Below are 26245 nucleotides of genomic sequence, written 5' to 3'. Positions count from 1 at the left end.
CTCGCTCTTTCGGAATCCGGCCCGCACGATAGCGCGAGCGATCCGCGACGTCTCGCCTCCGCGTCGTCGCTTGCACCCTGGCTTTACGGCCCCTAGCCGGGGGATTCACCTCGGGGTGCCTACGTTGGGGCCCTTCCCCGACCGTGGAGTGGACACCCATGCCCTACACACCGACCAATCCCCAGCCCCCGTTCGCCGAGCCGGGCAAGAACCGCCCCGAGGACGAGATCCGCCAGCCGGGGAGCTATCGCCCCGAGCGCGACGCGGACCCGGAGCCGCCGCAGAACGACGATCCGATCGAGCCGCTGGAGCCCTGACCCGGCCGCTTGTTGGACCGGACCTGGCCGCGACGGGTTTTCGCGGGGCCCGGCAGATCATTGGGTCAAGAACCTTGAGATCCTGTGGCGCCTCGCGAAGAGCTGTCGCGGCCAGGTCCGCTCCCACAGGGCAAAAAAAAACCCCGCCGGAGCGGGGTTTTTCTTTTAGTGCTTGAGCGTCTTGCGCATGCGTTCGAGTGCCTGGAGCTGGGCGAGGGCTTCGGCCAGTTTGGCCTGCGCCTCCGCGACGTCCAGTTGCTCGCCGCGATTCGCCAGGGCGGCCTCGGCTTCTTCCTTCGCCTTCAGGGCGGCGGCCTCGTCGAGATCCGCGGCGCGCGCGGCCGTGTCGGCGAGGATCGTCACGACCTGCGGCTGCACCTCGAGGATGCCGCCGGAGACATAGAACTGCTGGCGTTCGCCGTTGGTGGCGACCACGTCCACGTGACCCGGCTTGAGGCGGGTGATCAGCGGAGCGTGACGCGGCGCGATGCCCAGCTCGCCAAGCTCACCGGTGGCGACCACGAGCGTGGCTTCGCCGGAGAAGATCTCGGCTTCGGCGCTGACGATGTCGACGCGGATGGTATGGGTCATGGGCTGGTCTTCCGTTGGTCGGGGGATGGGAGAAGAAGGCGCTTACGCGGCCTTCTTCGCACCCATCTCCTCGCCCTTCTTGATGGCTTCGTCGATGCCGCCGACCATGTAGAAGGCCTGCTCCGGCAGGTAGTCCACGTCGCCGTCCACGATCATCTTGAAGCCGCGGATGGTTTCCTTCAGCGGGACGTACTTGCCCGGCGAACCCGTGAACACTTCGGCCACGTGGAACGGCTGCGAGAAGAAGCGCTCGATCTTGCGCGCGCGCGACACGGCTTCCTTGTCTTCCTGCGACAGCTCGTCCATGCCCAGGATCGCGATGATGTCCTTGAGCTCCTTGTAGCGCTGCAGCGTGACCTGCACGCGGCGCGCGGTGTCGTAGTGCTCCTGGCCGATCACGCCCGGGTCGAGCTGGCGGCTGGTGGAATCCAGCGGATCCACGGCCGGGTAGATGCCCAGCGACGCGATGTTACGGCTCAGGGTGACGGTCGCATCGAGATGCGCGAAGGTCGTCGCCGGCGACGGGTCGGTCAGATCGTCCGCGGGAACGTAGACGGCCTGGATCGACGTGATCGAACCGGTCTTCGTCGACGTGATGCGCTCCTGCAGCACGCCCATTTCCTCGGCGAGCGTCGGCTGGTAACCCACGGCCGACGGCATGCGGCCGAGCAGCGCGGACACTTCCGTACCGGCCAGCGTGTAGCGGTAGATGTTGTCGACGAACAGCAGGACGTCCTTACCCTTGCCCGACTCGTCCTTCTCGTCGCGGAAGTACTCGGCCATCGTCAGGCCGGTCAGCGCCACGCGCAGACGGTTGCCCGGCGGCTCGTTCATCTGGCCGTAGACCATCGCGACCTTGTCGAGAACGTTGGAGTCCTTCATCTCGTGGTAGAAGTCGTTGCCCTCGCGGGTACGCTCGCCCACGCCGGCGAACACGGACAGACCCGAGTGCGCCTTCGCGATGTTGTTGATGAGCTCCATCATGTTGACGGTCTTGCCCACGCCGGCGCCGCCGAACAGGCCGACCTTGCCGCCCTTGGCGAACGGGCACATCAGGTCGATGACCTTGATGCCGGTTTCCAGCAGCTCGCTCGCGGCGGCCTGGTCGTCGTACGACGGGGCTTCGCGATGGATGACCCACTTTTCCTGCTCGCCGATCGGACCGGCTTCGTCGATCGGGTTGCCGAGCACGTCCATGATGCGGCCGAGCGTGGCCTTGCCGACCGGCACGGCGATGCCTTCGCCGGTGTTGCGGGCGATCAGGTTGCGGCGCAGGCCGTCGGTGGAACCGAGCGCGATGGTGCGCACGACGCCGTCGCCGAGCTGCTGCTGCACTTCGAGGGTGATCTCGGTGCCGTCGACCTTCAGTGCGTCGTAGACCTGCGGTACCTGGTCGCGCGGGAATTCGACGTCGACGACCGCGCCGATGATCTGAACAACTTTACCCTGGCTCATGGATGTGCTCCGGATGAATCTTCTTTAGGTTTTCTGTAGCGGCGCCGCTCTCGCGTCGCCTTCGCTTGTTCGATTAGACCGCCGCGGCGCCGCCGACGATCTCCGAGATTTCCTGCGTGATCGCCGCCTGGCGCGCCTTGTTGTAGACCAGCGTCAGTTCGCCGATCACCTTCGTGGCGTTGTCCGACGCGGCCTTCATGGCGACCATGCGCGCGGCGTGTTCGCTGGCGAGGTTCTCGAGCGCGGCCTGGTACACCACCGATTCGATGTAACGCGTCATCAGGTGCTCGAGCACCGTGCGCGCATCGGGTTCGTAGATGTAGTCCCAGTCGTGCGTCTGTTCGACCTTGACGCCTTCCGACTCCGCGCCGCCGGCGTTCTCGAGCTCGTTGGCGACCAGCGACAGCGGCAGCAGCGCTTCGATGCGCGGCTTCTGCACGATGGTGTTCACGAAGTCGTTGTAGGCCAGGAAGACGCGGTCGAGCTTGTTGTCGGTGTACGCGTCGAGCACGACCTTGATGACGCCGATGAGGTCTTCGACCTTCGGCTTCTCACCCAGGTGCGTCGCCGTGCCGATCAGGTTCACGCCCTTGATGCGGCGGAAGAACTGCACGGCCTTCTGGCCCACGGCCACGACGTCGATCTGCGCGCCCTTGCCCTGCCATTCGCGGATCGAGGTCAGCGTGCGGCGGAACAGGTTCGAGTTCAGGCCGCCCGCGAGGCCGCGGTCGGTCGACACGACGATGAAGCCGACGCGCGCCACGTTCTCGCGCTCGGTGAGGAACGGATGGGTGAAGTCCGTGCTGGCCTGCGCGACGTGCGCGATGACCTTGCGCATCAGGCGCGCGTAGGGACGCGAGGCCTTCATCAGGTCCTGTGCCTTGCGGATCTTCGACGCAGAGACCATTTCGAGCGCGCGCGTCACCTTGCGCATGTTCTGCGTGCTCTTGATCTTGGTTTTGATTTCGCGGCCGCTTGCCATGGCTTACTCGTCTGTAAAGGGTGACGCAGCGGGGCGGACGAGCCGCCCCGCGTGGGTGTCGCTTACCAGCTACCGGTCTTCTTGAACTCGTCGGCGGCGGCCTTGAAGGTCGCCTCGATGTCCTTGTCCCAGTCGCCGGTCTGGTCGATCTTCGTCATCAGGTCGCCGTGGTTCTGGCGCATGAAGGCGTGCAGGCCCTTCTCGAACGGCAGCACCTTGTTGACCGGCAGGTCGTCGAGGTAGCCCTTCTCGGCCGCGTAGACCGACACGCCGAGCTCGGCGATCGACAGCGGCGAGTACTGCGGCTGCTTCATCAGTTCCGTGACGCGCTGGCCGCGGTCGAGCTGCGCGCGCGTGGCGGCGTCGAGGTCCGAGGCGAACTGCGCGAACGCGGCGAGCTCACGGTACTGCGCGAGCGCGAGCTTCACGCCGCCGGAGAGCTTCTTGATGATCTTGGTCTGGGCGGCACCACCGACGCGCGACACCGAGATACCGGCGTTGACGGGCGGACGGATACCGGCGTTGAACAGATCGGTCTCGAGGAAGATCTGGCCGTCGGTGATCGAGATCACGTTGGTCGGAACGAACGCCGAGACGTCGCCCGCCTGCGTCTCGATGATCGGCAGCGCGGTGAGCGAGCCGGTCTTGCCCTTCACTTCGCCGTTGGTCATCTTCTCGACGTACTCGGCGCTGACGCGCGAGGCGCGCTCGAGCAGGCGCGAGTGCAGGTAGAAGACGTCGCCGGGGTACGCCTCGCGGCCCGGGGGACGCTTCAGCAGCAGCGAGATCTGGCGGTAGGCGACGGCCTGCTTGGAGAGGTCGTCGTACACGATCAGGGCGTCTTCACCGCGGTCGCGGAAGTACTCGCCCATCGCGCAGCCGGAATACGGCGCGACGTACTGCAGGGCGGCGGCTTCGGACGCGGAAGCGACGACGACGATCGTGTTGGCGAGCGCGCCGTTCTCTTCCAGCTTGCGCACGACGTTAGCGATCGAGCTGCGCTTCTGGCCGATGGCGACGTAGATGCACTTAATGCCGGAATCTTTCTGGTTGATGATCGCGTCGATCGCGACGGCGGTCTTGCCCGTCTGGCGGTCGCCGATGATCAGCTCGCGCTGGCCGCGGCCGATCGGGATCATCGAGTCGATGGACTTGTAGCCCGTCTGCATCGGCTGGTCGACCGACTGGCGCCAGATCACGCCCGGCGCGACCTTCTCGACCGGGCTGGTGCCCACGGCGTCGATCGGGCCCTTGCCGTCGATCGGGTTGCCCAGCGCGTCGACGACGCGGCCGAGCAGGCCCGGGCCGACCGGCACTTCGAGGATGCGGCCGGTGGTCTTGGCGGCATCGCCTTCGCGCAGGTGCTGGTACTCACCGAGCACCACGGCGCCGACCGAGTCGCGCTCGAGGTTCAGCGCGAGGGCGTAGGTGTCGTTCGGCAGTTCGATCATTTCGCCCTGCATCACGTCGGCCAGGCCGTGGATGCGCACGATGCCGTCGGACACGCTGATGATCGTGCCTTCGTTGCGTGCCTCGGCGCCGAGCTTGAACTGCTCGATGCGGGTCTTGATCAGCTCGCTGATCTCGGACGGATTCAGAGTGGTGCTGGACATGGTCGGTTCCTTGGGTTGCGCCGCTCTCACGGCACCCGGTGGTATGAGAAGCTCGTAATCAGTGCGTCAGCGCGCTGGCCAGCCGTTGCAGGCGGCCGCGCGCCGAACCGTCGATCACCTGCTCGCCCGTGTCGATGACGACACCGCCGAGCAACGCCGGATCGACGTGCGTATCCAGTTCGATCTCGCGCTTGAAGCGACGCTTCAGCGACGCGCGCAGCAGTTCCGCCTGCGCCGTGTCGAGATCCAGTGCGCTCGTGACCTTGACCTTCAGGGTCGACTCGGACTCCAGCTTGTACTGGTCGTAGAGCGCGGCGATTTCGGGCAACAGGTGCATGCGGCCGTTTTCCGCCAGCTCCTCGAGGAAGCGTGCGAACGGCGCATCGGCAGCCATGCCCTGCGGGAGGTGGATCGCGACGAGCTGCGTCGGCAGCACGCGCGGATCGTTGCCAAGGCCGGCGACCCGGGGGTCGACCGCGACCGCGGCGGAGAAATTCAGCGCCGCCGACCAGTCGGCGAGCGCACCGGACGCGTGTGCCACCTCGAAGGCGGCACGCGCGTACGGACGGGCGAGGGTGAGCGCCTGGGCCATGATCAGATCTCGGCAGCGAGCTGGTCGAGAAGCGCCTTGTGGGCCGCCGGATCGATTTCGCGCTGGACGATCTTCTCGGCACCCTTCACGGCGAGCGCACCGACCTGCTCACGGAGCTGTTCGCGCGCACGCTGGGCCATCGAGGCGATCTCGTCCTGGGCCGAAGCCTTCAGGCGGTTGATCTCGTCGATCGCTTCGGCGCGGGCCTTCTCGATGATCTGGTTGGCCTGCGCCTGGGCGCGATCGATGATCTCGGTCGACTGCTGGCGGGCCTGCTTGATCTCGATGGCGACCTTGGCGTCGGCATCCTTGAGTTCGGCGCGCGCGCGCTCGGCGGCGGCCAGACCCTCGGCCACCTTTTTCTGGCGCTCTTCGATGGCACCGTTGAGCTGGGGCCAGATGAACTTGGTGGTGAACCAGACCAGGATCGCAAAAGAGATCATCTGGCCCAGGAAGGTCATGTTGATTTCCATGATCTCTCCGAAAGACTCCGAACGCTTGGGTACTGACGATCGCCGTGACCGGTGCGGTCACGGCGACAAGACGAACGGCTGCTTAGCCGCCGACGGCGGCGCGCACGACACCGACCAGCGGGTTCGAGAACGCGAACAGCAGGGCGACGGCGAGACCGATGATGAACGCCGCGTCGATCAGGCCGGCGAGCAGGAACATGCGGCCCTGGAGCAGCGGGACCAGTTCCGGCTGGCGAGCGGCCGACTCGAGGAACTTCGAGCCCATGACGGCGATACCGAGACAGGCGCCGAGCGCGCCGAGACCGATGATCACGCCGATGGCGATGGCGGTCATGCCCTGGACGTGGGCGAGAAGCGAGGCGAGTTCCATGGTGTTCTCCTGGGATAAACGAATAGCGAAAGGATGGAAACGAAAAGGGTGGAGCTGAAAGGTTTAGCGTCGCGGTGAGTTAGTGATGTTCCCGCGCCGTGGCGATGTAGACGATCGTCAGCATCATGAAGATGAACGCCTGGAGGGCGATGATCAGGATGTGGAAGATCGCCCACGCCGTGTTGAACACGACGCCAGGCACGAAGCTGATCCAGCTCACCATCAGACCGGCAATCAGCATGAACACCAGTTCGCCGCCGTACATGTTGCCGAAGAGTCGCATCGCCAGCGACACGGGCTTCGACAGGGTTTCGACGACGTTGAGAAGGAAGTTCGGGATCACCAGGATGAGCTTGGCGATCGGGTTGGACGCGTGGAACGGCGCGGTGAGGAGCTCCTTGCCGAAGCCGAAACCGCCCTTCGCTTTGATGCCGTGGCCGATGACGATGAACAGCACGGCGACCGAGAGGCCCACGGTGGTGTTGATGTCGGCGGTGGGAACCATGCGGAAGTAGGTGTGGTGGGCGACTTCGTCACCCGCGAACACGTGCACGAGCCAGCCGGCGAGATCGACCGGCAGGAGGTCCATCGCGTTCATGAGGAACACCCACATGAAGATCGACAGCGCCAGCGGCGTGACCGTGCGACGGTCGCCGTGGAAGGTGTCCTTCACCTGCGTGTCGACGAACTCGATCGCGAGCTCGACGAGGGCCTGGCCCTTCGACGGCACGCCGGACGTCGCCTTGCGCGCGTAGAGCCAGAACCACAGGCAGAACGCCGCGCCGAGGACGAACGAGATGATGATCGAGTCCGCACGGAGGTTCCAGAACCAGAAATGATCGGCGCTGAAATTCACCGTCATGTGGTTCAGGTGGTGCTGGATGTATTCGGTCAGACCGCCCTGCGGTTCGCTCGCCATGCTCAACCCTTGAATCTGAATGCAAATACGTTGACCGCGTAGCCGGCCACCAGTCCCACCAGAGCGGGCAAGGGTGGCAGCTTCCACTGAACCAGAATGAGCGCCAGTCCACCGATGAGGACGATCCAGCGAAGGATCATCCCCACCAGGAACCTCATGAACGTCGCCCCCGCCCCGCCCAGCGCGCTGAACGCTCGCGCGGCAAGCAGCGCGGTAGCGATGGCGACGATCAGGGCACCCCCGAAGGCGGCCAGCGCGGCTGGTCGACCCTGCAGGGAAAAAGCGAGTCCCGCTACGACGGCCACCACCAGCTGCGCGATGACGATGCGCAAGGCGAGGTGACGACCGGCGGCAAGACTGTTAAGCAACGCGAGGCTCCCGTGGTTTCGCTCGAAGGCGGCACCTGCTGGTTCAACGGGCCACGGTTTAATCTGGAAAAGTATACCAGCCGCGTAAACGGCGGGACAAGCTACGAAAGCCCATAACCACCCGCCGGCGCGACCTTGTGTCGCGTCGTTCGCGAGGGGACGCGGTCGGTCAGGCCCTGGCGGGCGGACCGACCAGTGCGCCGAGCGACGTCGCCGTCGACACGGCCACGTCGAGGATGTCGCCGGCGACCGACGCGTTGCGCTGGACGCCTTCCCGCTGCAGCTCCCCGCCGCGGGCCAGCACGGCGCGCAGCGCCTCCGCGTCCGGGGCCACCATCGCATCGGCGATCAGGCCCGTCGCGGCGCGCGCGTGGCCCTCCATCGCCTGGAGCTGGAGGTCGGCGACGCGCTCCATGCCGCGCCAGGCGAGCGCCTGCGCCGCCGCGGCCTGTTCGACGAAGCGTGCAAAATCGGGGTAACCGTTTACATGGGACATCGGGACGACCGTCGGGGAACGGGGAGGTGCCGGAGTGTAGACCCGTCTGCGGCGACGCAGCAACCGCGAAACCTTGCGACCGGCCCGGCTTCGGTGGGAGCGCGCCGGGCCTCAGGGAGCGTATTCGGCGCCCGAGGTGCAGGTCTCGTGGACCACCACCTTGGCCAGGCCGGGCACGTCCGGACGCAGCCTGTCGAAGATCCAGCGGGCGAGGTTCTCGCTCGTGGGGTTCTCGAGGCCCTCGATGTCGTTGAGGTAGTGATGGTCGAGCCGGTCGTAGAGCGGCTGGAACCGCGCCTTGAGGTCGCCGAAATCCATGACCCAGCCGAGGACGGGATCGGTGGGCCCCTCGACGTGCAGCTCGACCCGGAACGAATGTCCGTGCAGTCGCGAGCACTTGTGCCCTTCCGGCACGTTCGGCAGGCGGTGGGCCGCCTCGATGTTGAAGGTCTTGAAGATGCGCATGGGGAGGCGGATTCGCGGGGATCGCCCATTGTAACGGACGCGGTCAAGCGTTTCCGGCGAAAGTGGTATTCACGACGCGGTTCGCATTTTGGGGCATCCGGGCCCGTGAAACATGGACTTTTCATGACGAAGCGGTTGCAGTGGTAACCAGTCGGCGATGCGGAAGGGGTGTCGCCGGCCCACCTGCGCATGCCTCCAGGAGGCCTCGATGTGTCTCGGTCGTGATTCGCTCGACGGTCCGCACGTGTGCGGACTGGCTGAAGAAGTGTTCGCCGCGATCCCCCTGCCCTGCGTCGTCTGGCCTCGGGACGGGCGTCGGGCCGTGCTGGTCAACCCCGCGTTCCAGCGCGAGTTCGGCACGTCGCGCGGCCGGGCGGGCCCCGCGTGGCTGGCCTCGCATCTCGCGCCCACCGACGAGGCCGACGAGTTCCTGTTCCGCGATCGCCATGCGGCGCCCCGCCGGTACCGGGTGACGAGGCAGGTGATCGACGTTCCTCCCACGGCGTTCGACGCCGTGTTCCTGATGCCCCTGCCCGACGCGCCGCGCGTCGCCGACGAGCCGGCCGCCGCGCCGGTCGCGTGCCTCCCGCCGGGCGTGACACTCACCCGCCGCGAGTCGCAGGTGCTGGACGGCATCATGTGCGGCAAGCTCAACAAGGTCATCGCCGGGGAGCTGCACATCAGCCCGAAGACCGTGGAGCTGCACCGGGCCAACCTGATGGCGAAGCTCCGCGTGCACAACGCGGTGGAACTTGCGCGGGCGGTGCTCGACATGCCGCCGAGGATGGACGAGGCGGCCACGGCATAGCACCGCTGGGACCTGCCCAAGAAAAAGGCCGCCCGGAGGCGGCCTTTCTTTTTTCTGGTGGCTAGAGGCGGGCTCGAACCGCCGACCTCAGCATTATGAGTGCCGCGCTCTGACCAGCTGAGCTACCTAGCCGTGGAACCTGGTCGTTCGCAGGCGGACCCGCGAAGGCCGGGCAGTTTAATCGGCCCGGGGCTCCCGTTCAAGTAGCGCCTTGCCCGCGCTTGGAGCGCTGTGGTTGAATCGAAGCAACGGCGGGGCCGGCCACGTGGCCGGAGGCGCCGGAAACGGTCCGCGGAGGGCGAATGATCGACGCAGATGGCTATCGACCGAATGTGGGGATCGTGCTCCTTAATGGAGACGGCCGCCTGTTCTGGGCGCGCCGCGTCAATCGCGACGGCTGGCAGTTTCCCCAGGGCGGCATGCGCAGCGACGAGACGCCGCTGGAGGCGATGTACCGCGAGCTAGAGGAAGAAACCGGCCTGCTGGCCCAGCACGTCGAGGTGCTCGCCGAGACCCGCGGCTGGCTGCGATACCGCTTGCCCAGCCGGTTCGTCCGCCACCACCAGCGCCCGACCTGCATCGGGCAGAAGCAGGTGTGGTTCCTTCTCCGCCTGAAGTGCGGCGAGGACGCCTTCCGGCTCGACGCCTGCGAGAAGCCCGAGTTCGATCTCTGGCGCTGGGTGGATTTCTGGTATCCGGCCAACCACGTGGTCAACTTCAAGCGCCAGGTCTACGAGCGGGCCCTCCGCCAGTTCGCCCCTACCGTCGAGACGGTCTGCAGCGTCGAGGTGGGCCGTTGCCCGCAGCAGGCCGAGGCCGAGCGACAGGCGCGCGAAGCCGGGATCTGAACCCGTTCAGTTTTCCGCAGTTGACAATCGTTCGCATTCGCGTTCGAATCTGCAGCCATGTACATCTGCATGTGCAACGCCGTCACCGACCACGCCATCCGCCGCGCCGCGGCCGAGGGCGTCGAGACCTTCGCCGAACTCCAGGCCCGCACGGGCTGCTCGGACTGCTGCGGCGCCTGCGAGCCGGAAGCCCGGCAGTGCCTGCGCGACGCCGTGTCGGACGTCCGCTCCACGCTGACCTTCCTGCCCTCGCCAGCCTGACGCGCCCGCGTCCCGTCGCGGACGCGAAACATCTTCATTCTCGTTTCGTCACGGCGGTTCGCCCCGCCGTATAGTCGTGCCCTGCACACCAGGGAGATCCCTCATGAAGGGCGACGCGAAGGTCATCGAATACCTCAACAAGGTCCTCTACAACGAGCTGGCCGCGATCAACCAGTACTTCCTGCATTACAGGATGTTCAAGGACTGGGGCTACAACGAGCTCGCCAAACACGAGTACGAGGAGTCGATCGAGGAGATGAAGCACGCGGACAAGCTCATCGAGCGGATCCTCTTCCTCGACGGCCTGCCGAACCTCCAGCACCTGGGCAAGCTGCGCATCGGCGAGAACGTCGTCGAAGCGCTGCAGGGCGACCTCGACCTCGAGATGATCGCCACGAAGGACCTGCGCGAGGCGATCGCCTACAGCGAAGGCATCCACGACTTCGTGAGCCGCGATCTCTTCAAGTTCATCCTCGGCCAGGAGGAAGAGCACATCGACTGGCTGGAAACCCAGTTCAGCCTGATCTCCGACATCGGGCCCGAGCGCTACATGCTCAGCAAGGTCGGATCGCTCGACAAGTCCTGATCCGAAGAAGGCCGCCGCGAGGCGGCCTTCTTCGTTGTGGCGACCGGTTCCTTGACCATTCCGGAGCGCGGGGGCTATACCATCGCCGCCTTCACGCTTTCACCACGGAATTCCGCATGGCTCCACGCCATCCGCCACGGTTCGTCGTGCGCTCGCTCGACGACGCCGCCCACGAGCGGCGCCGCCGGCTCGTCATCGCCGCCGCCTGGCTCCTGAGCCTGCTGCTGGTGGGCGCGGGCGTGTGGCTGGCCGCCTCGCGCGTTCCTTCGCCGGGCGGCGTGCGCGTCTCCGTCAGGCAGGTGCAGACCGACAACGAGGACCTGCGCCAGCAGGTCGCGAACCTGCAGCGCTCCGCGCAGGTGGCCGACGTCGCCGCGAAAGAACTCAAGCGGAACCTGGCCGAGCGCGACGAGGAGATCAGCGGCCTGCGCACCGATCTCGCGTTCTATTCGCGCCTGGTGGGCGGCGGCGCGCAGCGCGACGGCCTGAAGATCCAGGGGGCCCGCACCAGCCCCGTCAACGGCGCGGCCAACGCCTGGAACGTGGTGGTCACGCTGACCCAGAACGCCCGCCGCGGCGAGGTGGTGAAGGGCACGCTCCGGATCGCGGTCGAAGGCATCCAGGGCAACGCGGTGACGACGCTCGAGGGCGCGGCGCTGGGCCAGGGCGATTCCTCCGACGGGCTCCCGTTCTCCTTCAAGTATTTTCAGCAGATCCAGGGCAGCTTCACCCTGCCGGCGGGGTTTCGCCCCACCCGGCTGCGGCTGACCGCCGACGTGACCGGCGACCCGGCGGTCACCGGCACCCTGTCCTGGGGCGACACGCAGCGCAACGACGAGGCCACGAATGTTCAGCAATAACCGGAAGAACCAGGGACCGGCCGTCGGCAGCGCCGCCGCCAGCCTGATCGCCCGTGGCGTCACGCTGCGCGGCGACATCCTGTTCAGCGGCGCCCTGCACCTCGACGGCATCGTCGAGGGCTCGATCCACGCCGACGCGGGCAGCGACGGCGTGCTCACGATCAGTGAGACCGGGCGGGTGATCGGCCGCATCGAGGTCCCCCATGCCGTGATCAATGGCGGCGTCACGGGCGACATCGACGTGTCCGAGCGGCTGGAGCTCGCGCCGCTCGCGCGGATCGACGGCGACGTGTGCTACCAGGTGCTCGAAATGGCCGCCGGCGCGCAGGTGAACGGGAAGATGGTCCACCGCGCCCCGCAGACGGTACGCCAGCTGGCCCAGGCCGCCATCGCGGCGGCTCCGGCGCTTACCGAGGCTTGACCTGACCGCGATCGGCGCCATTATGGTCGGCATGAACAACCCATTCCCCATGGCTCCGACACAGGCGCCGGATTACCGGTCCGGCGTGGCGCCGCTCATCTTCACGGAGGCCGCCGCCCGCAAGGTGCACGAGCTGATCGAGGAAGAGGGCAACCCCGGCCTCAAGCTGCGCGTGTACATCAGCGGCGGTGGCTGCTCGGGCTTCCAGTACGGCTTCACCTTCGACGAAGAACAGGCCGAAGACGATCTGGCGGTATCGCGCGAGGGCGTGACGCTCGTCGTGGATCCGCTGTCGCTGCAGTACCTGACGGGTGCGGAAATCGACTACGCCGAATCGTTCAGCGGTTCGCAGTTCGTCATTCGCAACCCCAACGCGAAGACCACCTGCGGCTGCGGTTCGTCGTTCAGCGCATGACCGGCGCCACGGCGTGAGCATCGGCCAGGAACGCGACAAGGCCGCGGCGACGCGCGCGCGGGAGAACGTCTTCGCCGGCATCGACATCGACCGGATGTCCGAGCGCCGCGAGGATCGCCTGTGGATCGAGGAGCTCGAGGCCGCCGGCGACACCCGCTTCCTCGTCCTGGACAGCGAAGGCAACGCCTTCGTGATGGCCGATGCCGAGCAGCCGCAATGGATGTCGCCGACGATGCGCTCGGAGCGCTTCGGCGACATCCCCGCGACGTTCCTCGGCCTCGCGAACGGCAACGCGTGGTTCACGCTGGTGGTCGACGAGGCCCAGGCCTCGCTGTACATCTCCCTGTGCGGCGCGCGGCGCATGTCGCTGCGCGAGGCCGGACTGATCCTGCCCGCCTTCGAAGCCGGCCTCTTCGCCTACGCCAAGGGCATCACGCACTGGCAGCGGCAGACCCGGTTCTGCAGTCAGTGCGGCGCCCCCACGCTGGTCGTCGCCTCCGGGCATCGCGTGCAATGCACGAATCCCGACGGCCCGCACATGCATTTCCCGCGTACCGACGCCGCGATCATCGTGATCGTCGAGCACGGCGATGCCTGCCTGCTCGGACGCCAGCACGGCTGGCCCACCGGGCGCTATTCCACCCTCGCCGGATTCATCGAACCGGGCGAATCGCTGGAAGACGCCGTGCGCCGCGAGGTGCGCGAGGAATCGGGCGTGGAGGTACTGCACGCCACCTACCACTCCTCGCAGCCCTGGCCGCTGCCCGCGTCGCTGATGGTGGGTTTCACGGCCACGGCGAAGTCGCGCGACATCCGCCTGCGCGACGAGGAGCTCGAGGACGCGCGCTGGTTCACGGTCGACGACATCGTCCAGGGCATGCAGGCCGGCACGCTGGCCGTGCCGCCGCCGCTGTCGGTGTCCTACCGGCTCATCGAGCATTGGTTGGCGTTGCGTGGGGTGGATCTCGGGTCGCTCGTTTAGGGGGCTTGTCGGCGCGCAAGGTTCAGACTGGGGCGAAGAGCTAATCGCGCCCAGGTGCGCTCCTACATCTCGTGCATCGCCTACAATCGGGCCAACGAACCGCGGATAGTCCTCGCCCATGGCCCTACGCCTTCTCGCCGTCCTGATCGCCCTCGTCGTCGCCTGGAGCGTGCCGCAGCTGTCGCGCTGGCGCGACGACCGCTGGTTCCGTGGACTCGTGAACCGGCTCGGCGATACTTCGGGCGCGGGACGTGTCGCGATCGTCCTGCTCGTGCCGGTCGTCGCATGCGCGATCATCGGCGGCGTCCTGCAGTCCCTGCCCTTCTTCGACCTCGCCTGGCTCGCCTTCGCGGTGCTGGTGCTCGTCTACGCCCTCGGTCCCCGCGAGATCGAGAACGACATCGACGCGATCCTGCGCGCACCCGACACGCTGCGTCGCGACGAAGCGGTCGCGGCACTGCGCCACGACGACGCGCCGCTCGGCTGGTTCGCGCCCGTGCTGGTGGAAGCGGCGTTCTACGGCGCGCTGCGTCGCCGTTTCGGCGTGCTGCTGTGGTTCTTCCTGCTCGGTCCCGCCGGCGCGCTGGGCTACCGGCTCGCGCAGGTGCTCGGCCGCGACGCCGCGCTCGCGCTGGACAGCGCGACGCGTGCCGCCGCACGCCGCGTGGCCGACGCGCTCGACTGGATTCCCGCGCACCTGATGGTGTTCGCGATGGCGCTGGTCTCCGACTTCGACGCCGTGATGGGCGCCTGGAAGACCTGGCACCGCACCTCCGGCAGCCCACGCACGCGACTGGAACCCGACTTCCTCGGCGCGGTGGCGCGCGCGGGCGTCGACGCAGATGTCGAGGCCGGCGACGGCTACGTGCAGGACGTCAGCGACCCGATCGCCGAACTGGAAGACGCCCGCCGCGTCATCCGCCGCGTGCTGGTCGTCTGGCTGGCCGTCGTCGCCGTGATCGTCCTGGCCGCCTGGTTCGCCTGAAAACCTTAAAACCTGAAACCAGAAGCCGCACTGTGGGAGCGGACCTGGCCGCGACAGCTTTTCGCCCCACCCTGCGAGCTGGCGCGTGACCAGAACCGCGGCGAAAAGCTGTCGCGGCCGGGTCCGCTCCCACTAGGCGCTTTCGCCGCGTAGCTGCGACACGCGCGCTTCCAGCGATGCCGCGCTCGCCTCGCCTGCCGGCACCGGTGTTCCTCCCACCAGCTCGATCCGCGACCAGAAGCGGCGTGGCAGGCGCGCGCGGCGAAGCGCGCTGTCGCGGCGGCTGAAGATGCTGCCCCACATCCCGCGCAGCGCCAGCGGCACGACGGGCACCGGGCGGCGCGCGAGGATACGGTCCACGCCGGGGCGGAAGTTCTGGATGCTGCCGTCGCGCGTGATGCCGCCTTCCGGAAAGATGCACACCACTTCACCGTTGGCCAGCGCCTCGTCCACGAGTTCGAACGCGCGCTCCATCAAGGCGGGATCCTCGTTGCGCCCCGCGATCGGGATCGCCTTCGCCGTGCGGAAGACGAAGCGCAGCAGCGGAAGTTCGTAGATCTTGTAATACATGACGAAGCGCATCGGGCGACGCACGCTCGCCATCAGGATCAGCGGATCCATGAAACTCACGTGGTTGCACACCACGAGCGCCGCGCCTTCATCGGGAACGTTGCGCAGCCCGTCCACGCGCACGCGGTAAAGCGTGTTGACCAGCACCCAGGTGATGAAGCGCATCAGGAATTCGGGCACGAGCGTGAAGATGTACACCGCGACCGCGACGTTCACGATGCCGGTGATCAGGAAGATCGTCGGCACGTCGATACCCATCGCCGTAAGGCCGATGCCGAAGCCCGATGCGAGGCAGATCAGCAGCGCGTTGACGATGTTGTTGCCGGCGATGATGCGCGAGAGCCGCTCCCGCGGTGCGCGGCTCTGCACGAACGCGAACAGCGGCACCACGTAGAAGCCCGCGAACGCGCCGATCATCGTCAGGTCGAGCATCACGCGCCACGCGCCCGGCGCGGCGGCGAACGCCGTCCAGCCGAGACCCGCGCCCGCCGCGACGCCAAGACGCGCGAAGAAGAGATCGACCGCGAACACCGTCAGGCCGAACGCGCCCATGGGCACGAGCCCGATCTCGACGCGCTTGCCCGACAGCTTCTCGCACAACAGCGAGCCGATGCCGGTGCCGAGCGAGAACAGCGTCAGCACGAGCGTGTTGACCGATCCGTCGCCACCCAGCGTGTGCCGTGTGTAATTCGGCAGCTGCGCGATCATCACGGTGCCGAAGAACCAGAACCACGAGATGCCGAGCACCGCGTTGAACACCGCGCGGTCCTCGTGCGTGATCTTCAGCACGCGCCACGTCTCGCTCAGCGGATTCCAGTTGAACCGCAGGTCGGGAGCCGTGGCGGGCGCGGACGGAATCGCGCGGCAGACCAGATAGCCCGCGCAGGCGACCGCGATGGTCGTCAGCGACGCGGCCAGCGTGCCGTACCCCGCGATCAGCATCAGCGAGTTGCCGACGATCATGCCGATGAGCATCGCCAGCTGCGTGCCGGTTTCGACGAGCGCGTTGCCGCCAACGAGCTCACTGCGCTCCAGCGCCTGCGGGAGGATCGAATACTTGATCGGCCCGAACACCGTGGAATGCACGCCCATCAGGAACAGCACGACGAGCAGCAGCGACACGTGGTGCGTGAAGAATCCGATCGCCGCGATCGACATGGCGGCGATCTCGAAGAGCTTCACGTAACGGATGATCCGCGTCTTCTCGAACTTCTCGGCGAGCTGTCCCGCGGTGGCCGAGAACAGGAAGTACGGAAGGATGAACAGGGCCGGCGCGAGGTTGGTGTAGAGCGATACCTGCGTGTCCGGCAGCGCCATCTGGAACGCCACGAGCATGACCATCGCGTTGCGGAACGCGTTGTCGTTGAACGCCCCGAGCGCCTGCGTCCAGAAAAACGGGGCGAAACGCCGCTTGGTCAGCAGGGAAAACTGGGACATGGGCCGTTCCGTCGATGAAGTCGACGGAAGTGTAATGGAGCCCATGTCACGGTGGGCCGGCGCGACGGCCGCCTGCGATCGTCAGCGCCGGTCGAGCGCCCGATGCGCGATGTCGTGGCGGTAGAACGACCCTTCGAGCCCGATACCGGCGATGGCCGCATAGGCTTTCGTCCGCGCTTCCGCCAGATCGGCACCGAGGGCGCACACGGTCAGCACGCGACCGCCGGCGCTGACCGGCGCGCCGTTCGCTCCGATCGCGGTGCCGGCGTGGAAAACCTTCACGTCGTCACCAAACGCCGCATCCGCGCCCTCGATGGGATCGCCGCCACGCACCTTGCCGGGATAGCCGCCGGCCGCGAGCACGATGCCGAGCGACGGACGCGGATCCCATTCGGCCTCGACGCGGCCGATGTCACCGTCGAGCGCCGCTTCGACCAGTTCGACGAGGTCCGAGCGCAGGCGCAGCATGATCGGCTGCGTTTCGGGATCGCCGAAGCGCACGTTGAATTCGATGACCTTCGGTGCGCCCGAGCGGTCGATCATGAGGCCCGCATAGAGGAACCCGGTGAACGGCGCACCATCGGCGATCATGCCGGCGAGCGTGGGCTCGATGATCTCGCGCATCACGCGCGCCGAGACTTCGTCGGTCACGACCGGCGCCGGCGAGTAAGCGCCCATGCCGCCCGTGTTCGGACCCTTGTCGCCATCGTCGCGGCGCTTGTGGTCCTGGCTCGTCGCCATGGGCAACGCGCGCGTGCCATCGGCGATCACGATGAAGCTCGCCTCCTCGCCGTCGAGGAACTCCTCGATCACGACACGCGAGGACGCGTCGCCGAACGCCTGCTGGCCCAGCATGTCTTCCAGCGCCGCCTCGGCCTCGCCGAGCGTCATCGCCACGACGACGCCCTTGCCCGCCGCGAGGCCGTCGGCCTTGATGACGATCGGCGCGCCCTTCTCGCGAACGTGCGCGAGCGCCGGTGCCAGCTCGGTGAACACGGCGTAGTGCGCGGTGGGGATGCCGTGGCGCGCGAGGAAATCCTTCGCGAACGCCTTGCTCCCTTCGAGCTGCGCGGCGGCCGCGGTGGGGCCGAAGCAGCGGAGGCCTTCGCGCGCGAAACGATCCACGACGCCCGCCACCAGCGGGACCTCGGGGCCGACGACGGTCAGGCTCACACCCTCGGCGTTCGCCAGGGCGACCAGGCCGTCGATATCGGTGACGGCGACCGGCGCGTTGCGAAGTTTCGGCTCCCGCGCCGTGCCGGCGTTGCCCGGCGCCACGACGACCTCGTCCACGCGCGGGGACTGCGCGAGCTTCCAGGCCAGCGCGTGTTCGCGACCGCCGCTGCCGATGACGAGGACTTTCATGGGATTCTCCGGACCAAGGACCGCCCATTCTACCCGGCACCTCGCCCCGACTGCCCGCGAAAGGCCAGATCGCCGCCTCCGCCGCCCCTCGTAACCGGCCGAAGCTCGGGCTCCCGACCCCAGGAGATCGACCGCATGGCCCGCCTTCCCACGTTACTCGCCGCCCTGTTCGCCCTCGTGGCCTCCGCCACGAGCCATGCCGCCGCGTGGAAGGAGCATCCGGAATGGGGCAAGACGTTCGCGGACGCCGGCGTCCGCGGCACCATGCTCGTCTACGACGAGGGCGCCGACAGCATGCACGTCTACGACGCCATGCGCGCCCGCCACCCTTACCTTCCCGCCTCCACGTTCAAGGTCTTCAACGCGCTCGTCGCCATCGAGACGGGGGCCGTGTCGGACGAGTTCGAGACGATTCCGTGGGACGGCAAGGTCCGAACGATGGCCGGCAAGCCGAACAAGGAATGGAACCGGCCGAACAGCCTCGCCAGCGGCATGCGCTACTCCACCGTCTGGTTCTACCAGGAGGTGGCCCGCCGCGCCGGGCAGGCGCGCATGCAGTCGTGGATCGACAAGGTCGGTTACGGCAATCGCGACATCGGCGGCGGCATCGACCAGTTCTGGCTGTCCGGCAAGCTGCGGATCTCGGCCGAGCAACAGGTCGCGTTCCTGCGCCGCCTGGCGGACGGCACGCTGCCGTTCTCGGAGCGCGCGCAGGAGATCGTCCGTCGCATCACGATCTACGAAGCCGCGCCGGGTTACGTGCTGCACGCCAAGACCGGCTGGGGACCGCAGCTCGACGCGCGCCTCGACGGCACCGCGGAGGAGGCGGGCATCGGCTGGTATGTGGGCTGGGTGGAACACGGCGGCAAGCGCTGGTTCTTCGCGCTGAACATGGACGTGGTGACCGCCGACGACGCGGGCAAGCGCGTCGCCATCGGGCGGGAAATCCTCGAAGCGATGGGCGCGCTCGGCGACCGCTGACGCGCGAGCGCCCCGTTACGGGGCGGGCGTGTCCGTGCCGCGCAGCGCCTGCAGCAGGTGCTCGCGCGGCAGCTTGCCGGTTTCGTTGCGGGGCAGCGATGCGACGATTCGCAATGGACGCGGCAGGAACACCGGATCCATCGCATGGCGCAGCGCCGCGAGCACTGCCTGCTCGGTCATGCCGGGCGCGACGACCAGCGCCGCGATACGACGGACGCCGGAGGCATCGGCCTCGTCGAGCTGGAACAGCACGCCGTCGCGCACTCCGTCGATCGACAGCAGGCGACGGTTGAGATCGCCGAGCGAGGCGCGCTTGCCGGCGATTTCCAGCAGGTCGGTGTTGCGTCCGCACAGGCGGAAGCGGCGCCCCTCGTCATGCAGCGAGACGATGTCGGCGAGCGCGATGGGCGCTTCCAGCTGCGGCGCATGCACGAGGGTGCCGTCCGGCTGCGGATGCAGCGACGTGTTCCCGTACAGCGTCCAGTCGTCGTCGGTCGACGTACGGCGGCTCGCGAACACGCAGGTTTCCGTCGAGCCGAAGACTTCGTACAGCGGCGCGCCGAAGCGCCGCTCGGCGGTGGTCGCGAGATCGACGGGCATGGGCGCCGTCGCCGAGACGAACGCCGCCAGCGTCGGCAACGCGACACCGGATTCGACGAGCGCGCGCAGGTGCACGGGCGTCGTCACGAGCACGCGCGGCTCGGGCATGCTGGCCAGCGCCGTCGCGACATCCGCGGGGAAGAACGGTCGCCCCGCGTGCACGCTCACTTCCGACAGCAGCGGCATCAGCACGGACATCTCCATGCCGTACATGTGCTGCGGCGGCACGGTGGCGACGACATCGAACGACGCGCCGATGACCCTCTCGAGCATGGCGGCGTTGCCCGCGTTGCTGGCGACGAAGCTGCCCCAGGTCTTCACGTTGGGCTTCGGCCGGCCCGTCGAGCCGGAGGTGTATCCGATCGCGACGACGGCGTCGGCCGGAATCATCGGCACGATGGATTCGGGCGTCTCATCCGCGGCCAGCGCCGGCATGCGCACGTAGCCCGAGGGCGCGGGCGACAGATCGAGCTCACCGATCGCGTACGAGCCGGGATGCCCGGCCATCGCCTCGTCCACGGCGTGCGGCGCGCGCGACGGCGGAAGCAGGTTCGTCTGGCCGCGCACGAGCAGCGCCGCGAAGGCGACGAGGAACGCGTAGCGGTCCTCGCACAGGTTCACCGCGCTGTCGGCGTCGGGCAGCATCGCGGCGACGCGGCGCACGTGCGCCAGGAACACGCCCGCACTCACCGCCTTGCCGTCGCGCCACGCCACCGGGCGGGACAGCGACCCGACGAGCAGCGGCAGGGGCGTCCCATGCAGGCGCCCGGTCATTTCATGAACGTTCGTGGCCAACGGCTCTTCCCCCCGGATCAGGCGCGGATCATAGCGCCGCTCAGGGCGTCGCGGATGACCGTCGGCCTATCCAGGCCACCGAGGGGGGCGTCCAGCGCGGCGTCGAGCCGCTCGCCAAAGTAGCGTTCGAGCGTGGCGACGTCGCGCGCCGGCGGCTCGCCATGCGGGTTCGCGCTGGTGGAGACCAGTGGCGCGCCGAAGGCGCGGCAGAGGGCGGCGGCCGGCTCGTGCGCCGTCACCCGCAGCGCGATGCCCGCATGGGCGCCGGCCACCCAGTCGGGGACCTCGGCGCTGCGCGGGAAGATCCAGGTGTTCGGGCCGGGCCACGAGGCGAGCACCTGCGCCAGCACGGCGTCGGGCACCTGCGCGCGATCGATGTAGCGCTCGACCTGGGCGAAGTCCGACGCGATCAGCAGGACGCCCTGCGTCGCTGGGCGACCCTTCAGCGCGAACAGGCGCTCGAACGCCTCGCGATCGTGGGGATCGCAACCGAGACCGAACACGGCCTCCGTGGGATAGGCCAGGACGCCGCCCTCGCGCAGGAGCGCGGCGGCCTCACCGACGGACGAAAGGTCGAAGCGCCGCATGTCACTCGGCCGCGGACGACGCCGTCTTGCTCGCGGTCTTCTTCGCCGCGGCCTTCTTCACGGCCGTGGTCTTGGCCGTCGTCTTCTTCGCGGCGGCCTTCTTCGTCGCGGTCTTCTTCGTGGCCTTTTTCGCCGCGGCCTTCTTCGCGGGCGCCTTCTTCGCCGCGACCTTCGTCGTCGCCGTCTTCTTCGCGGCGGCCTTCTTGGTCGCGGTCTTCTTCGCGGCACGACCGCCGCGCGGCTTCTTCACCGGCGCGGCCGCGAGCAACTCGGCGCACTCCGCTTCGGTGAGCGTCTTCGGATCGCGGTCCTTCGGGATGCGCGCGTTCTTCTCGCCGTCGGTGATGTACGGACCGTAGCGGCCATTGAGCACCTGCGTGCCGTTGCCGAAGTCGAGGATCGTCCGGTTGGCGATCGCTTCGAGTTTTTCCTGCACGAGCTGCAGCGCACGCGGAAGCTCGATCACGTACGGATCGTCCTCGGGCTTCAGCGACGCGTAGGTGCTGCCCTGCTTCACGAACGGGCCGAAGCGGCCGATACCGACCGTGACGTCTTCGCCGGCTTCCGACTGCCCCAGCGTTCGCGGCAGCTTGAAGAGCTCCATCGCCTCGTCGAGCGTGATCGTGTGCATGCTCTGGCCGGGACGCAGGCTGGCGTAGGTGGGCTTGTCCTCGTCGTCCTTGCTGCCGATCTGCGCGTAGGCGCCGTAGCGGCCGAGACGAACCGAGACAGGCTTGCCGCTCTTCGGATCGGTACCGAGTTCGCGCGCGCCGGTGGCCTCGTTGCGGTCGACGGTTTCGGTCTTGTCGTCGACCAGCGTCTTGAACGGAAGCCAGAAGCGCTCCAGCAGCGGCACCCACGCCTCCTCGCCACGGCTCACCGCGTCGAGCTCGTCTTCGAGGCGCGCCGTGAAGTCGTAATCGACGTACTGCGTGAAGTGACCGGAGAGGAACTGGCTGACCGCGCGGCCGACATCGGTCGGCTTGAAGCGACGGCTGTCGAGCAGGACGTATTCGCGGCTGAGCAGCACCTGGATGATGCTGGCGTAGGTCGACGGACGGCCGATGCCGTATTCCTCGAGCGCCTTGACGAGGCTCGCTTCCGAATAACGCGGCGGCGGCTCGGTGAAGTGCTGGTCGGCGGCGATCTGCGACACCGGCACGACGTCGCCCTGCTTCAGCAGCGGCAGGCGGCGCTGGTCGTCGTCATCGTCGGTCTTCTGGTCGCGGCCTTCCTCGTACACGGCGAGGAAGCCCGGATCGATGACGGTGGTGCCCGTCGAGCGGAACGCCGAGTCGCCGACCGGGAATTCCACCGACACCGTGTTCATGGTGGCGTGGATCATCTGGCACGCGACGGTGCGCTTCCAGATCAGTTCGTAGAGCTTGCGCTGGTCGTCGTTGAGGTACGAGGCCACGCTGCGCGGAATACGCATCGCCGAGGTCGGGCGCACGGCTTCGTGGGCTTCCTGCGCGTTCTTCGACTTCGACTTGTAGACCTGCACGGCATCGGGCAGCGCGCCCTTGCCGTATTCGCGCCCGATCAGGTCGCGCAGTTCGGCCACGGCGTCGTCGGAAAGCGCCACCGAATCGGTACGCATGTAGGTGATCAGGCCGACGTTACCCTCGGCACCGAGCGCCACGCCTTCATAGAGGCCCTGCGCCACGCGCATCGTGCGGCTGGTGGAAAAGCCCAGCTTGCGCGCGGCCTCCTGCTGCAGCGTCGAGGTGGTGAACGGCGGCGCGGGGCGACGCTTGCGCTCGCGGCTCGTGACTTCGCCCACCGTGAAGCGGCCCGCGGCCGCCTTTTCGAGCGAGGCGCGCGCCGCCATGGCGTCCTGCTCGTTGGTGAGGTCGAACTGTTCGAACTTCTTGCCGTGCAGCTTGACCAGGCGGGCGTCGAACGCGCCGTCCTTGTGGGCGAGGCCGGCCTGGATCGTCCAGTACTCGCGCGCCTTGAAGGCTTCGATCTCGAGCTCGCGCTCGACGATCATGCGCAGCGCCGGCGACTGCACGCGGCCGGCGGACAGGCCGCGCTGCACCTTGCGCCACAGCACGGGCGAGAGGTTGAAACCGACCAGGTAGTCCAGCGCGCGACGCGCCTGCTGGGCGTCGACGAGGTCGTGCGAAAGCTTGCGCGGGTTGGCGACGGCCTCCTTGATGGCCTTCGGCGTGATCTCGCTGAAGACCACGCGCTGGACGTCCTTGCCTTCGAGCAGGCCGCGCTCCTTGAGGATCTCGCTGATGTGCCAGGAGATCGCCTCGCCTTCGCGATCCAAGTCGGTCGCGAGGTAGATGCTGCTGGCCGCCCGCGCCGCCTTGGCGATGGCGTCCACGTGTTTCTCGTTGCGGTCGATGACCTCGTAGGCCATGGCGAAACCGTGCTCGGGATCGACGGCGCCCTCTTTCGGCCGGAGATCGCGGACGTGGCCATACGACGCCAACACCTGGAAGTCGGCTCCCAGGTACTTGTTGATCGTCTTGGCTTTCGCCGGCGATTCGACGATGAGGAGGTTCTTTGCCATTCGTTACCGATTCCGAGGGTCGCGGGGCGAGTGGACCCCAGCTCATGTATATATTTAGTGGGAACACATCGCGCCGACGACTGTCAAGCCGCCAGCGGTCAAACCACGCGCTGGTACTGGTTTCCCGGGAGGGTGGCGGTTTCGCCTTCCAGTTCCAGAATCAGCAGCATCGACGACAGCGCCCCCGGGGAGAGGCCCGTCGCGTCCACCAGGGCGTCGAGGGAGGCGGGATCGTACCCCATGACGTCCAGCAGGCGGCGATATTCCTCATCCTGGCGCCAGTCGAACGGGGCCGTCTTGCGCCGGGGCGCCCCCGTGGCGGGCTCGCCGCGCTCCAGCCGGGCCCGCAGCTCCGCCCCCAGTTCCCTGGCCGCGGGAGCCAGGGCGGCGAGCACCTCGTCGGCGCGCTGGACGAGCCGCGCGCCGTCCGCGATCAGGGAATGGCAGCCGTCGGCCAGCGGATTGTGGATGGACCCCGGCAGCGCGAAGACCTCGCGCCCCTGCTCCCCCGCCACGCGCGCCGTGATCAGCGACCCGGAGCGCAGCCCGGCCTCGATCACCACGACGCCGAGACTGAGGCCCGCGATGATGCGGTTCCGGTTCGGGAAGTGGTGCGCCAGGGCAGGGGTGCCCGGCGGGTACTCGCTCACGATGGCGCCCTGCTCCGCGATGCGCCGCGCCAGCGCGTGGTGCTTGCGCGGGTACACCCGGTCCGGGCCGGTGCCGATGACGGCCACGGTAGGCTCGCCCGCCGCCAGGGCGGCTTCGTGAGCCGCGCCGTCCACGCCATCGGCCAGGCCGCTGGTGACGAGCAGGCCAGCGGCGGCGAGTTCGGCGGCGAAGCGCCGGGCATTGGCGAGGCCCGGCTCCAGTGCCCGGCGCGCGCCGACGATGGCCACCTGCGGCCGGAGCAGGAGCGCGGCGTCGCCCTTCACGAACAGGGCGGCGGGCGGGTCCGGGATCGCTTCCAGCTGCGGCGGGAAATCCTCTTCCGTGCAGCGCAGAAGGCGCTGGTCGTCACCCGCCAGCCGGGCGAGATCGTGCTCGAGCGCCGCTTCGTCGGGCTGCTCGAGCCAGGCTCGGCCCTCGGACGAGAGGACCTCGGGATGGCGCGTCAGCCAACGGAGAAGCTCCCTTGCCCCGCCCCGGGCCACCAGCCCCTCGCGGATGCGGCGGGCGCCCAGGCCGGGCATGCGCAGGAGGATCAGCCAGTCTCGGGCATCGGAATCGGTCATCCGCGCAGTTTAGGGCGCGCGGGGGAAGATCATGTCCGGGGCCGTCGTCGATCGGCGTAGGGACATTTCCTCCAGGGCCTTGAGGGACCACGGTGGGAAGCCCGCCGGCGCGCGACGGGGATGACTGGCACGAGCACCCGTCGCGGCCAGGGCCGCTCCTGCGGAAGCCTCGGTTTACTCGGGGAGCACCAGCTTGTCGCCCTTCTTCAGGGGGCGCAGCGCGTCCATCACAAGTGCGTAGCTGACGTGGTCGAAGGTGCGGAAGACCATGATGTGGCCGCCGTATTCGTCGGGAAGCTTCACGTCCGGCGAGGTACCGCGGCGATTGTAGTTGCCGGAAACCTCGTCGCTGATGGTCTCGCCCTGGCTCATCACCGTGAAGGTCGTGCCGTTGTCGACGCCGTCGGCGGTGCCCGCGGAGATCGAAATGACCTGGCGGCTGCCGACGCCGTACTGGGCGTCGGCAAAGCCGAGCACGCGCGGATCGGCGGGCATCGACTTCGGCGCATGCGGATAGAAATACGGATCGTATGGCGCGTCGTCGACCTGCATCAGGCGATCGCCCTTGCGCACTTCCAGCGTGGAATCGACCAGCACGAGGCTGGCGACGTCGCCGTTGGTGGCGATCACTTCGGCCGTGCCGATCACGGACACCTCGACGCCGCGGTCCGCGCCCTTGCCGACGTGCGTGTCGTGGCGCGAGTCTTCGCGCCAGGGGCTCGGCGCCATGGACACGTCGCTGTCGAGTTCGTCGGCGACGAACGAGCCGTGCGACGGGTTGTTCAGCGCGTCCAAGCCGCCGGACGAGCCGCCGTGATCGCGGAAGCGATGGGTCGGGCGGACGATCGCCCAGCGCTGGCCCGGCTGGGCCGAATCGAGGTCGCGGGCGTAGAGCTTGTTGCCCGGGGTGGCGCGCAGGTGGGCTTCCTCGAAACCGACCAGGTACGGCGCCTGCTCGACGTCGTCCGCGTTCATGACGCGCATTTCCTTGAGGAACATGCGCAGCTCGCTCAGCGGGATCGCGGTCACGGCGTCGCCGCCTTCGCGGATGCGCGGCTGCAGGCCGATGCGCGGGCCGCCGCCCGTCATGGACAGGTTGAGCACGTCGCCGGGGTAGATCAGGTGGGGATTGCGGACCTGGGGGTTCGCCTGCCAGATCTCGGGCCAGAGCCAGGGCTTGCGGAGGAAACGCGCCGAGATGTCCCACAGCGTGTCGCCTTTCCGGACGGTGTACGTATCCGGGTGGTCGGGACGGATCTGCGACGCCGCGGCATAGACGGCCACGGTGAAAAACATGCCGCCAAGCAGCATGGCGAACTTCTTGATCATGGCGGGTTTTCCCCT

The 26245-nt window shown here is 67.9% G+C and carries 29 protein-coding genes and 1 tRNA gene; 11 read left to right on the top strand and 19 right to left on the bottom strand.

Features of this window, described 5'->3' with window-relative positions:
* Positions 1 to 158 precede the first annotated feature (158 nt).
* Entirely contained in the window at positions 159 to 317 is a 159-nt protein-coding gene (locus J2X58_RS15310; RefSeq protein WP_175472915.1) for a hypothetical protein, read from the top strand.
* Positions 318 to 482: 165 nt separating this feature from the next.
* Here the strand turns inward: J2X58_RS15310 and J2X58_RS15305 are convergent, their stop codons facing one another.
* The 11 genes from J2X58_RS15305 to queD form a co-directional block, all read right to left on the bottom strand.
* Complete coding sequence (locus J2X58_RS15305; RefSeq protein WP_090058650.1) at positions 483 to 908, bottom strand: F0F1 ATP synthase subunit epsilon; 426 nt, start codon at positions 906 to 908, stop codon at positions 483 to 485.
* 42 nt (positions 909 to 950) lie between these two features.
* Positions 951 to 2363 carry a F0F1 ATP synthase subunit beta gene (gene atpD, locus J2X58_RS15300; protein ID WP_090058652.1) on the bottom strand — a complete coding sequence of 471 codons (1413 nt, stop codon included), beginning with the start codon at positions 2361 to 2363 and terminating at the stop codon, positions 951 to 953.
* 73 nt (positions 2364 to 2436) lie between these two features.
* The gene (atpG, locus tag J2X58_RS15295) at positions 2437 to 3345 is read right to left on the bottom strand and encodes a F0F1 ATP synthase subunit gamma (RefSeq protein ID WP_090058655.1); all 909 of its coding nucleotides are present in this window, start codon (positions 3343 to 3345) and stop codon (positions 2437 to 2439) included.
* A 62-nt stretch (positions 3346 to 3407) separates the two neighbouring features.
* Positions 3408 to 4958, bottom strand: a complete 1551-nt coding sequence (gene atpA / locus J2X58_RS15290; RefSeq protein WP_090058657.1) for a F0F1 ATP synthase subunit alpha — start codon at positions 4956 to 4958, stop codon at positions 3408 to 3410.
* 58 nt (positions 4959 to 5016) lie between these two features.
* On the bottom strand, positions 5017 to 5550 hold the full coding sequence (locus J2X58_RS15285; protein ID WP_090058660.1) for a F0F1 ATP synthase subunit delta: 534 nt from the start codon (positions 5548 to 5550) through the stop codon (positions 5017 to 5019).
* A gap of 2 nt (positions 5551 to 5552) precedes the next feature.
* Complete coding sequence (locus J2X58_RS15280; RefSeq protein ID WP_089975624.1) at positions 5553 to 6023, bottom strand: F0F1 ATP synthase subunit B; 471 nt, start codon at positions 6021 to 6023, stop codon at positions 5553 to 5555.
* Between the two features lie 82 nt (positions 6024 to 6105).
* Positions 6106 to 6393 carry a F0F1 ATP synthase subunit C gene (gene atpE, locus J2X58_RS15275; RefSeq protein WP_089975626.1) on the bottom strand — a complete coding sequence of 96 codons (288 nt, stop codon included), beginning with the start codon at positions 6391 to 6393 and terminating at the stop codon, positions 6106 to 6108.
* A gap of 79 nt (positions 6394 to 6472) precedes the next feature.
* Positions 6473 to 7312 (bottom strand): F0F1 ATP synthase subunit A, encoded by an 840-nt coding sequence (gene atpB / locus J2X58_RS15270; RefSeq protein WP_090058661.1) that lies wholly within the window; start codon positions 7310 to 7312, stop codon positions 6473 to 6475.
* A gap of 2 nt (positions 7313 to 7314) precedes the next feature.
* Positions 7315 to 7644, bottom strand: coding sequence for an ATP synthase subunit I (locus J2X58_RS15265; protein ID WP_310049148.1), 330 nt, complete (start codon positions 7642 to 7644; stop codon positions 7315 to 7317).
* 205 nt (positions 7645 to 7849) lie between these two features.
* Entirely contained in the window at positions 7850 to 8176 is a 327-nt protein-coding gene (locus tag J2X58_RS15260; protein ID WP_139206138.1) for a phasin family protein, read from the bottom strand.
* A 111-nt stretch (positions 8177 to 8287) separates the two neighbouring features.
* Positions 8288 to 8641: a 6-carboxytetrahydropterin synthase QueD gene (gene queD, locus J2X58_RS15255; protein ID WP_090058666.1), complete on the bottom strand. Its 354-nt coding sequence runs from the start codon at positions 8639 to 8641 to the stop codon at positions 8288 to 8290.
* 208 nt (positions 8642 to 8849) lie between these two features.
* Between queD and J2X58_RS15250 the strand changes: the two genes are divergently transcribed.
* Positions 8850 to 9449, top strand: coding sequence for a LuxR family transcriptional regulator (locus J2X58_RS15250; RefSeq protein ID WP_310049147.1), 600 nt, complete (start codon positions 8850 to 8852; stop codon positions 9447 to 9449).
* A 55-nt stretch (positions 9450 to 9504) separates the two neighbouring features.
* On the opposite strand, the gene J2X58_RS15245 is transcribed toward J2X58_RS15250, so the two are convergent.
* Positions 9505 to 9581 (bottom strand) — tRNA-Met (locus tag J2X58_RS15245).
* 170 nt (positions 9582 to 9751) lie between these two features.
* Between J2X58_RS15245 and J2X58_RS15240 the strand changes: the two genes are divergently transcribed.
* The 8 genes from J2X58_RS15240 to J2X58_RS15205 all read left to right on the top strand — a co-directional run bounded on the left by J2X58_RS15240 (position 9752) and on the right by J2X58_RS15205 (position 14807).
* Complete coding sequence (locus tag J2X58_RS15240) at positions 9752 to 10297, top strand: RNA pyrophosphohydrolase (RefSeq protein WP_090058672.1); 546 nt, start codon at positions 9752 to 9754, stop codon at positions 10295 to 10297.
* 57 nt (positions 10298 to 10354) lie between these two features.
* On the top strand, positions 10355 to 10558 hold the full coding sequence (locus tag J2X58_RS15235) for a (2Fe-2S)-binding protein (RefSeq protein ID WP_089975646.1): 204 nt from the start codon (positions 10355 to 10357) through the stop codon (positions 10556 to 10558).
* Positions 10559 to 10661: 103 nt separating this feature from the next.
* Positions 10662 to 11144 carry a bacterioferritin gene (gene bfr, locus J2X58_RS15230; protein WP_090058674.1) on the top strand — a complete coding sequence of 161 codons (483 nt, stop codon included), beginning with the start codon at positions 10662 to 10664 and terminating at the stop codon, positions 11142 to 11144.
* A 116-nt stretch (positions 11145 to 11260) separates the two neighbouring features.
* Positions 11261 to 12004, top strand: a complete 744-nt coding sequence (locus J2X58_RS15225) for a DUF6776 family protein (protein WP_310049146.1) — start codon at positions 11261 to 11263, stop codon at positions 12002 to 12004.
* Complete coding sequence (locus J2X58_RS15220) at positions 11991 to 12425, top strand: polymer-forming cytoskeletal protein (protein ID WP_090058681.1); 435 nt, start codon at positions 11991 to 11993, stop codon at positions 12423 to 12425. The genes J2X58_RS15225 and J2X58_RS15220 overlap by 14 nt, the downstream gene beginning before the upstream one ends.
* Positions 12426 to 12456: 31 nt before the next feature.
* Positions 12457 to 12840 (top strand): iron-sulfur cluster insertion protein ErpA, encoded by a 384-nt coding sequence (gene erpA, locus J2X58_RS15215; RefSeq protein ID WP_310049145.1) that lies wholly within the window; start codon positions 12457 to 12459, stop codon positions 12838 to 12840.
* Positions 12841 to 12853: 13 nt separating this feature from the next.
* The gene (gene nudC, locus J2X58_RS15210; RefSeq protein WP_310049144.1) at positions 12854 to 13822 is read left to right on the top strand and encodes an NAD(+) diphosphatase; all 969 of its coding nucleotides are present in this window, start codon (positions 12854 to 12856) and stop codon (positions 13820 to 13822) included.
* Between the two features lie 118 nt (positions 13823 to 13940).
* Positions 13941 to 14807 (top strand): beta-lactamase induction protein, encoded by an 867-nt coding sequence (locus J2X58_RS15205; RefSeq protein WP_310049142.1) that lies wholly within the window; start codon positions 13941 to 13943, stop codon positions 14805 to 14807.
* A gap of 132 nt (positions 14808 to 14939) precedes the next feature.
* On the opposite strand, the gene J2X58_RS15200 is transcribed toward J2X58_RS15205, so the two are convergent.
* Both J2X58_RS15200 and purD read right to left on the bottom strand, forming a co-directional pair.
* Positions 14940 to 16814: an MFS transporter gene (locus J2X58_RS15200; protein WP_310049141.1), complete on the bottom strand. Its 1875-nt coding sequence runs from the start codon at positions 16812 to 16814 to the stop codon at positions 14940 to 14942.
* Between the two features lie 81 nt (positions 16815 to 16895).
* Positions 16896 to 18179 carry a phosphoribosylamine--glycine ligase gene (gene purD, locus J2X58_RS15195; protein ID WP_310049140.1) on the bottom strand — a complete coding sequence of 428 codons (1284 nt, stop codon included), beginning with the start codon at positions 18177 to 18179 and terminating at the stop codon, positions 16896 to 16898.
* A gap of 135 nt (positions 18180 to 18314) precedes the next feature.
* On the opposite strand from purD, the gene blaOXA reads away from it, so the two are divergent.
* A complete protein-coding gene (gene blaOXA, locus J2X58_RS15190; RefSeq protein WP_310049139.1) occupies positions 18315 to 19160 on the top strand; it encodes a class D beta-lactamase in 846 nt (281 codons plus the stop codon).
* A gap of 15 nt (positions 19161 to 19175) precedes the next feature.
* On the opposite strand, the gene J2X58_RS15185 is transcribed toward blaOXA, so the two are convergent.
* From J2X58_RS15185 to J2X58_RS15165, 5 genes are all read right to left on the bottom strand, one after another.
* The gene (locus tag J2X58_RS15185) at positions 19176 to 20534 is read right to left on the bottom strand and encodes an AMP-binding protein (protein ID WP_310049138.1); all 1359 of its coding nucleotides are present in this window, start codon (positions 20532 to 20534) and stop codon (positions 19176 to 19178) included.
* Between the two features lie 38 nt (positions 20535 to 20572).
* On the bottom strand, positions 20573 to 21142 hold the full coding sequence (locus tag J2X58_RS15180; RefSeq protein ID WP_310049137.1) for a Sua5/YciO/YrdC/YwlC family protein: 570 nt from the start codon (positions 21140 to 21142) through the stop codon (positions 20573 to 20575).
* Between the two features lies 1 nt (position 21143).
* Entirely contained in the window at positions 21144 to 23666 is a 2523-nt protein-coding gene (locus J2X58_RS15175; RefSeq protein ID WP_090175198.1) for a DNA topoisomerase I, read from the bottom strand.
* A 98-nt stretch (positions 23667 to 23764) separates the two neighbouring features.
* Entirely contained in the window at positions 23765 to 24901 is a 1137-nt protein-coding gene (gene dprA / locus J2X58_RS15170) for a DNA-processing protein DprA (protein WP_310049136.1), read from the bottom strand.
* Between the two features lie 174 nt (positions 24902 to 25075).
* Positions 25076 to 26230 (bottom strand): LysM domain-containing protein, encoded by a 1155-nt coding sequence (locus J2X58_RS15165; protein WP_310049135.1) that lies wholly within the window; start codon positions 26228 to 26230, stop codon positions 25076 to 25078.
* Positions 26231 to 26245: the final 15 nt, after the last annotated feature.

Origin of the sequence: Luteibacter sp. 3190 (assembly GCF_031456385.1) — a bacterium.
Classification (GTDB): Bacteria; Pseudomonadota; Gammaproteobacteria; order Xanthomonadales; family Rhodanobacteraceae; genus Luteibacter.
The sequence above is the reverse complement of the archived record's forward strand: the minus strand, read 5'-3'. Positions and strand labels throughout refer to the sequence as shown.